The 7313-nt window shown below is 63.0% G+C and carries 5 protein-coding genes and 1 other annotated feature; all 5 genes read right to left on the bottom strand.

Going from position 1 to position 7313, the window contains the following annotated elements; genetic code table 11:
• Positions 1–257: 257 nt before the first annotated feature.
• On the bottom strand, positions 258–2279 hold the full coding sequence (locus FE811_RS25175) for an ATP-binding protein (protein ID WP_181180969.1): 2022 nt from the start codon (positions 2277–2279) through the stop codon (positions 258–260).
• Between the two features lie 378 nt (positions 2280–2657).
• Positions 2658–3886, bottom strand: a protein-coding gene (locus FE811_RS25170) for an IS3 family transposase (protein ID WP_122003605.1) whose coding sequence is annotated in 2 segments (ribosomal slippage) — positions 2658–3598 and positions 3598–3886 — 1230 coding nt in all. Because the reading frame shifts where the segments join, the coding sequence is not laid out codon by codon here.
• Positions 3489–3605 (bottom strand) — a sequence feature (AL1L pseudoknot). It overlaps the preceding gene by 117 nt.
• Before the next feature lie 502 nt (positions 3887–4388).
• A complete protein-coding gene (gene chrA / locus FE811_RS25165) occupies positions 4389–5753 on the bottom strand; it encodes a chromate efflux transporter (protein WP_072464431.1) in 1365 nt (454 codons plus the stop codon).
• Positions 5750–6595 (bottom strand): sulfurtransferase/chromate resistance protein, encoded by an 846-nt coding sequence (locus FE811_RS25160; RefSeq protein WP_024844638.1) that lies wholly within the window; start codon positions 6593–6595, stop codon positions 5750–5752. The genes chrA and FE811_RS25160 overlap by 4 nt, the downstream gene beginning before the upstream one ends.
• Before the next feature lie 210 nt (positions 6596–6805).
• The coding region (arsH, locus tag FE811_RS25155) for an arsenical resistance protein ArsH (RefSeq protein ID WP_140849234.1) at positions 6806–7313 on the bottom strand (508 nt) is incomplete at its 5' end.

Genomic DNA, 7313 nt, shown 5'->3' with positions numbered 1-7313 from the left:
TCGCCGCGGTAACAATCGGCCGGTTACGTTCAACCATGACACCGGTGCGGCGCAATCCAAAGCTGCTGGGCATCGCGTGGCCTTCGCGCTGGTTGCGAACTGACAGTGAATGCCGGCGGCCGCCTATTGGGGCAGGAAGTTTGTCGCGTTGTATCCCAACGGCCGTTTCCGGGAGTGCTGCTTAGCAGCGCGCCGCAGCCTATCCGGCCGTAAAGAGCCGTCGACTTGACCTGCCAATACGTCCGGCGATGGCCGATCTACTCCGGGCTGAAGAAGCTCTTGCCAGAAATCCCAGCACAGTCGAAGAAGGCTTGGTTTCGCCCACGGGCGTCGCTGAGCAGGGAGTCCCAGCCAATCAACTCGATGGAGCCGCGGAAACCGTCGCGGGGCAGATAAATGCGCCCTCGTCCATCGGCCGTTCGCTGCCACGAGAAGGTCCACTCATCGAGCTTGCCGACGATATCAGCGACAATGAAGCAGTAGAATATCGTGTTCTGGTCGAGTTTGATGGGTCGCCCTTTGACGTCCCGCATATTACCAGCCTGCAACCGCCGCACATAGCGCTCAACCTGTAAGGCGGGATTTTCATTGTCGGCGTAACTCGAGCGCCCAGGCCGCTTAAACTCGACTAGTAAGACCTTCGAGGGCTCTTCGACTTGGCGCAAGCCGTGGACATGATCGAAGATCAGGACATCGGGCCGCTCGTCACTTTCAATCGCGTCCGACAAGACCGAGAACTCCTCGTCGGAGCTGAAGTACTGCGCGAACGTCAGTCGCTCATCGACGATCCAGAGGTCGTGCGATGCGGCGGCCTCGACCTTGCGGCTGCCATCCTCCAGGGTGTTGACGCGCAACGGGCAGATGAAGGAGTGCAGGACATCTTCGCGCTGGTAGGCACTGTCGCGCGTATCGTCGCGAACCTTCTCCAAAAGGATTTCGATGAAATCCAGCACCACCTTGCGACGCACGACATACTCAGCAAGACTGCGCTGTTCGGAATCCTCCAGCGCCTTGCCCGCTTCGGCGATCGCCCCCGAGAACGATGACACGTCGGCCGCGCCGTCCTTGAGTCGGGTCAAGACCGTACGGATCTTTTCGGCTTGGCGCTGATCGCGACGGAAACGCTCGCGCGAGAGATGGCCGTAGATCGCGTCGCCATTTAGTTCGCCAGAAGGCAGCTTAGATTGTAGTTCGGCGGTGTTACCGAACGCCACCGAAGGGTAGGTCTCGGTGATCTCCTCGATCTTGATGCGCTGCTCACCACTTAGCTTGGACAACGGCTCGGCGAGGAACGCCTCGATATGATCGGTGCAGACGTCGTTGATGATTCGCTCAAGCACGGCGTCTTCGAACATGAACGCTGTCCGCTCCTGGTTGACGTTTTGATCCAGAAATTCACCGGTCAGGATGGCATGGAAAACACGATCGTTGTTCTCGCCAAAATACTTAAGCCCCAGCTTGCCATCGATGCTCTGGGAGTGGACCGTGCGGTCGTGAGCGATGAAGTGCACGAAGTGCGAGCCCTTCAGGTCGGCGCTGGCGACCTTGTCGCATTCCATCAGGGTAAGGAAGAGCGTACCGTATGCTTCGGTCTCAAGCCTCAGAGCCGTCTGCTTGCGATGGACGATTTTGTCGATGTCAGCGGGAAAGTGACGGGTTTCGTCGCCGACCAGCACCGTGACCTGGGGACACCGGCCGCTGATGAAGGTCGGCAGAAAATGAGAGGTCAGGTGCTGGAAGACGAAACTGTCGCGACCGGGGAACTTGTTGAAGTAAGCGTTGTCGCGTAGCCCGGTAAACTTGACGTGGAACGAAGTTTCGCGGCCGGGGGCCGCGGCCTCGATGACGTGGTTCTGGATCTGGTCCTCGTTGGCCAACACGAACGCGAAGCGCCGCTCTTTGCGCACGCCGTCTTCGTCATCGAAGACGCTCATAACCTGGGTTTGCCGAAAGCAATCGAGCCAAAGTAGCCGTCCAACACCCTTGCCGCCGATCAGAATCTTGTTGTCGCTGTCGGTAGTGGTAAACGACTCCCAATTCCGCTCATCGAGGCCGACGCCGTTGTCCTCGACCGTAGCCCAAACGTTCTCCTTCTTGCGATCAGTGCTGACCGTGACGACGATGCGCCCCTTGGACGTTACGTTATGGCCGAACTTGGCCTGCACTGAGTGGATCGAGTTGCTGATCGCCTCGAAAAGGGGCTGCATGGCCGCCGCGACATTCGATGGCTTGGGCAGGCGATCTATGCGTTTGACCAGATTGGGACGCAGCGAAGTCATTGCGCGACAACCCCATAGCGCCGGACGCGCATACACTTAGCCCTCATATCCGCGATCAAGGTAGATGTCTCCGAGTCTCTTTTGATGCGCCGATCATACCCGCGACGAAAATGATTTCGATGGAAAAAGCCGAACCGGCATTTCGCTGCGCCGACAAACCAGATCAGCTTCGTGGGCTTTGCTCCGCCTCACGCCCTTCGCGTACAAAAACCTTAACCCCATGCTTATCAGAAGTGAACCAGCCTGAAGGGCGCCCGGCAACAGGGTTTCTCAACAGTATCAGTCCAAAGCAGACACTAGCCTCTACCGCGGCGATCAGCAGAAAGTTCCGTATCACTATGAACCGCACCGGGTTTGCCGGAGGCTGATTTCGGTTAGTTACGCGGCCATGTCTTCAATTTCCAGAGCCGCGTAGAAGTTTGCCTCTGCTTCTGCCGGCGGGATGTTCCCGATCGGCTCGAGGAGGCGGCGGTTGTTGAACCAATCGACCCATTCGAGGGTGGCATATTCGACGGCCTCGAAGTTGCGCCACGGCCCGCACCGATGAATGACCTCGGCCTTGAATAGACCGTTTATGGTCTCCGCCAGAGCGTTGTCATAGCTGTCGCCAACGCTGCCCACGGAGGGCTCGATCCCCGCCTCGCCCAGCCTCTCGGTGTATTTTATGGACAGGTATTGCGACCCCCGGTCGGAATGGTGGACGAGCCCCGCGCCCTTGACTGGGCGGCGATCGTGGACGGCCTGTTCGAGAGCATCGAGCACGAAGCCTGCGTGTGCGGTTTGGCTCGCCCGCCAGCCGACGATCCGGCGGGCGTAGGCGTCGATGACGAAGGCGACATAGACGAACCCTCGCCAAGTGGCGACGTAGGTGAAATCGCTGACCCAGAGCATGTTCGGCGCGGGCACGCGGAACTGGCGGTTCACCTTGTCCTGCGGGCACGGGGCCTTCTTGTCGGGGATGGTCGTCTTGTGCGGCTTGCCCCGGATGATGCCTTGAATACCCATGCCCTTCATCAGCCGGGCCACGGTGCAACGGGCAACCGCGAAGCCTTCCCGATCCAGCTGACGCCAGACCTTGCGCACTCCGTAGACACGCCAGTTCGCCTCGAACACGCGCTCGATCTCGGGCCGCAGCGCAGCGTCCCGCCGGGCACGATCCGATAGCCGGGCCGGATCGGCCCGCTTCGCCAGGTGATCGTAGTAGGTGGACGGGGCGATCGGCAGAACCTTGCAGATCGGCTCGACCCCATGTTCACCACGATGATCGTCAATGAACCCGACCATCACTTCGACCGGCGGTCGAGCTCCGCCATCGCAAAATATGCGCTCGCCTTGCGCAGGATCTCGTTGGCCTGGCGCAACTCCCGGTTCTCCCGTTCCAGCGCCTTCATCTTCTCTGCCATGTCGGTCGGGATGCCCGCGCGCTTGCCGCTGTCGACCTCGGCCTTCTTCACCCACTCGTTCAGGGTCTGGGGCGCACAGCCGATCTTCGCGGAAATCGACATGACTGCCTGCCAGCGCGATCCATGCTGACCCTCATTGTCGAGAACCAGCCGCACCGCACGCTCGCGCACTTCGGGGGAAAACTTGTTCGTCGTCTTGCTCATGATGCTCCATCCTACTCAGGAGTTGGAGCCTCCGGCAAACCCGGAGCGGTTCACTACCATGATGACCGGGAACTTGCTGCGGAACCTGTTGAGTGTCCGCTTCCGGGAATGCCGCCGCGCAGCAAGGACAGCACTTGACCGACCGCTATGGGCCGCACCTTGCCTGTCCGGGGGCAGATCGCCCGGCTCAGCCAAACCTGCCACTTGCTGTCCCGCAGCATGTTGCTCGAGAGTCCATTGCTGCCGTTGGAACTGATCCGGCGCAAGTGATCGGCCCCGGATGTTCCGTTCACTATTCCCAGGTGTGGTCAACCGGCTGTACTCGCCACCGAGCTGCAAGGTGAGCGTCACGTTGCCCGTTACCATGCCGCCCGACCATCCCCATGTGATGCGGGCCAGGGCAGGCACCACCATCAACTGATCGTGGGCGACCCGCATCCGCCCTGGCATCGCGGATAGCCGGGTTTCTTCGGGGTTCGGGCAGCGGCCTCGCCATCCGCCGTCAGATCGCCCCGGCCAGGTGCAGGCCGAGGCCCGCCAGTGCCGCACCACCAAGCACGAGGCCGATGCCGAGCTTCAGACGGAACACCGCGAGGATCGCCAGCGCCGAAAGGGCCATCGCCCACCCATCCAGTGTTTCCAGCACCGGAATGCTGGTCGAGACCGGCCCCCAATTGAAAGGCTCGACTTCGCGCCAGGCCACATGGATCGCGAACCATATCGCGAGATTGAGGATCACCCCCACGACCGCCGCGGTGACCGAAGCCAGCGCCGCCGCGAGCGCCCGGTTTTCCCGCAGCCCTTCCATGAACGGTGCCCCGAGCAGAATCCACGCGAAGCAGGGCGCGAAGGTCACCCATGTCGTCAGGATGCCCCCGAGCGTTGCCGCCAGCAGCGGCATGGCCCATCCGGCCTCGCGCATTGCCCCCATGAAACCAACGAATTGCAGCACCTTGATCAGCGGCCCCGGCATGGTTTCGGCCATGCCGAGACCGTCGAGCATCTCACCCGGCTGCAGCCAGCCATAGCTGCCGACCGCCTCCTGCGCGACCCAGGCCAGCACGGCATAGGCCCCGCCGAAGGTCAGCACCGCGAGTTTCGAGAAATAGAGCGCGATGTCGGTGAAGACGCTGCCCGGTACCAGGGCGACCAGCAGCGCCACCGGCAACAGCCAGAGCGCGACCGCCACCCATCCCGCGCGAAAGGCGTTTCTGCGCGCCGAGGGCGGAAGGTCAAGTTCTTCGCCAAGGATTGTGTCGGCGTCGCTGACATATGCGCCACCTGTCGAGCCATGTCCGCCGCCGCCCCGGAAGGCCGCAATCCCGGCCTTTGCCCCGATCCAGCCGATGGCCGCCGCCAGCGCCACGATCACCGGGAAGGGTGCATCGAACAGGAAGATGGCCAGGAAGGACGCGGCGGCCAGGCCGAGCATGACATTGTTCTTCAGCGCGCGTTCGCCGATGCGGAACACCGCTTGCAGCACGATCGCCAGCACCGCGGCCTTCAGCCCGAAGAACAGCGCGGTCACAACCGGCACATCGCCATAGAGCGCGTAGACCCAGCTCAGCACCATCATGGCGATGAAACCCGGCAGGATGAACAGCATCCCCGCGATCAGCGCGCCGCGCACGCCGTGCATCAGCCAGCCGATATAGGTCGCCATCTGCTGCGCCTCGGGACCGGGCAACAGCATGCAGAAGTTCAGGGCATGGAGGAATCGCGCATCCCCGAGCCATTTCCGCTCATCGACCAGTATCCGGTGCATCACCGCGATCTGGCCGGCCGGCCCGCCGAAACTCAGCGCGGCGATCCTGGCCCAGACCCCGGTGGCCTGGCCCAGCGTGGGAAATCCATCACGCCGCTTCATGTCGCGCCCCGGCCCGTACCCCTGGCGTTGGCGGGCCAGTTGTGGATCTCGTCCGTGGCATCGCGCGCCCAACGGTAGAAAGCGTCATAGAGCTGCAATCCGGCATCGAGTTGTTCCAGATCGTCGGAATACATCCGCGACAGGCCCAGGGACGCCGCAAGCAAACCTGCCGCTTCGGGGGCGAGGTCCAGGCGGGCGGTATCCGCGCCGCGCACGATCAAAGCCAGCCGGTCGAGCGCCGGGATGCTCAACCGGGTTTCCTTCAGCAGCGCGTCGAAGGTGCAGTCCTCGCCGCGATGGCTCCAGAACACGCCTTCGACATCGAAGGGCATGGCGCCGAACCGCTCGGCCACTGCGGGCACCTCGGCCGGGGCGACGAACAGAAACACCGCCCGTGGATCGATGAAGCGCCGGATCAGCCAGGGGCAGGCGATGCGATCGATCTTGGGCCGCGCCCGTGTGACCCACAGGCTGCGGCCCTGCGGATCATGGCCGGTGATCCTTGTGGTCGTGACGAGTGGCAGGCCGGCGGCGAGCCATGCCGCCATGCCTCCCTCCAGATACTCGGCTGCGACCCCTTCATGGCGCAGCCAGGCGGCGACGCCCTGACTGCGCCCGTGTCCCTCGGCGCATAGGACCACCACCGGACGATCCAGGCTGCGGGCCAGTTCCGAAAGCGCCGCAGGGGTGATTTCATCCTCAGCCAGCCATCGGGCGGAGGGGATGAGACGGGGTTCGGCGTCTCTCGCATCCGCCCGGCGCACGTCGACGACGACGGGGCATCGTGCGGTGCCGATCAGCTTGGCGAGCTTGTCGCAGGTTATGGCGTCAGGCGCAGGCATCTGCGTTCCCTCCATTGAGTGAGTTGTCGGAATGGAACGCGAACTTCGGCTGGCGCCTCGTGGGGCGTCGCAAGACCCCATGCCGGAAAATTCCGACGGCGACGATGGAATGTCAAGACGGTTGCCCGGTTCAGACCCGGTTCGGTCGCCCTTTACGGCGCGATCCGGGTGCATCTCGCGATCGCTCCCCGATATCGCGCTTCTCCAGCCTCATGTCGCGGCCTTGAGGTTCAGCCGTTCCTCAAGCTTTGCGGCCGTCTCCTTGCGCTCGCTGTAGCGGTCGGTCAGGAAGGCCGACAGGTCGCGGGTCAGCAGGGTGAACTTCACCAGTTCCTCCATCACGTCGACGATGCGGTCGTAATAGCTCGACGGCCGCATCCGCCCGGCCTCGTCGAACTCCTGATACGCCCTGGCGACCGAGGACTGGTTCGGGATCGTCAGCATCCGCATCCAGCGGCCCAGCACCCGCATCTGGTTCACCGCGTTGAAGCTTTGCGAGCCGCCCGAGACCTGCATCACCGCCAGCGTGCGGCCCTGCGTTGGCCGGATCGCGCCCATCGACAGCGGGATCCAGTCGATCTGCGCCTTCATCACCCCGGTCATCGCCCCATGGCGTTCCGGGCTGGTCCAGACCTGGCCTTCGGACCACAGGCACAGATCGCGCAGCTCCTGCACCTTCGGATGCGACGGGTCGGCATCCTCGGGCAGCGGCAGGCCG

It is taken from the genome of Paracoccus sp. FO-3 (assembly GCF_006386455.1).
Lineage (GTDB): Bacteria > Pseudomonadota > Alphaproteobacteria > Rhodobacterales > Rhodobacteraceae > Paracoccus > Paracoccus versutus.
Note: the sequence above shows the minus strand (reverse complement) of the source record. Positions and strands in the feature narration are given on the sequence as shown.

Excerpts from the sequence above, each read along its gene's own strand:
- FE811_RS25175 (WP_181180969.1), bottom strand. The coding sequence starts at position 2,279 with ATGACTTCGCTGCGTCCCAATCTGGTCAAACGCATAGATCGCCTGCCC.
- chrA (WP_072464431.1), bottom strand. The coding sequence starts at position 5,753 with ATGAAGCGGCGTGATGGATTTCCCACGCTGGGCCAGGCCACCGGGGTC.
- FE811_RS25160 (WP_024844638.1), bottom strand. The coding sequence starts at position 6,595 with ATGCCTGCGCCTGACGCCATAACCTGCGACAAGCTCGCCAAGCTGATC.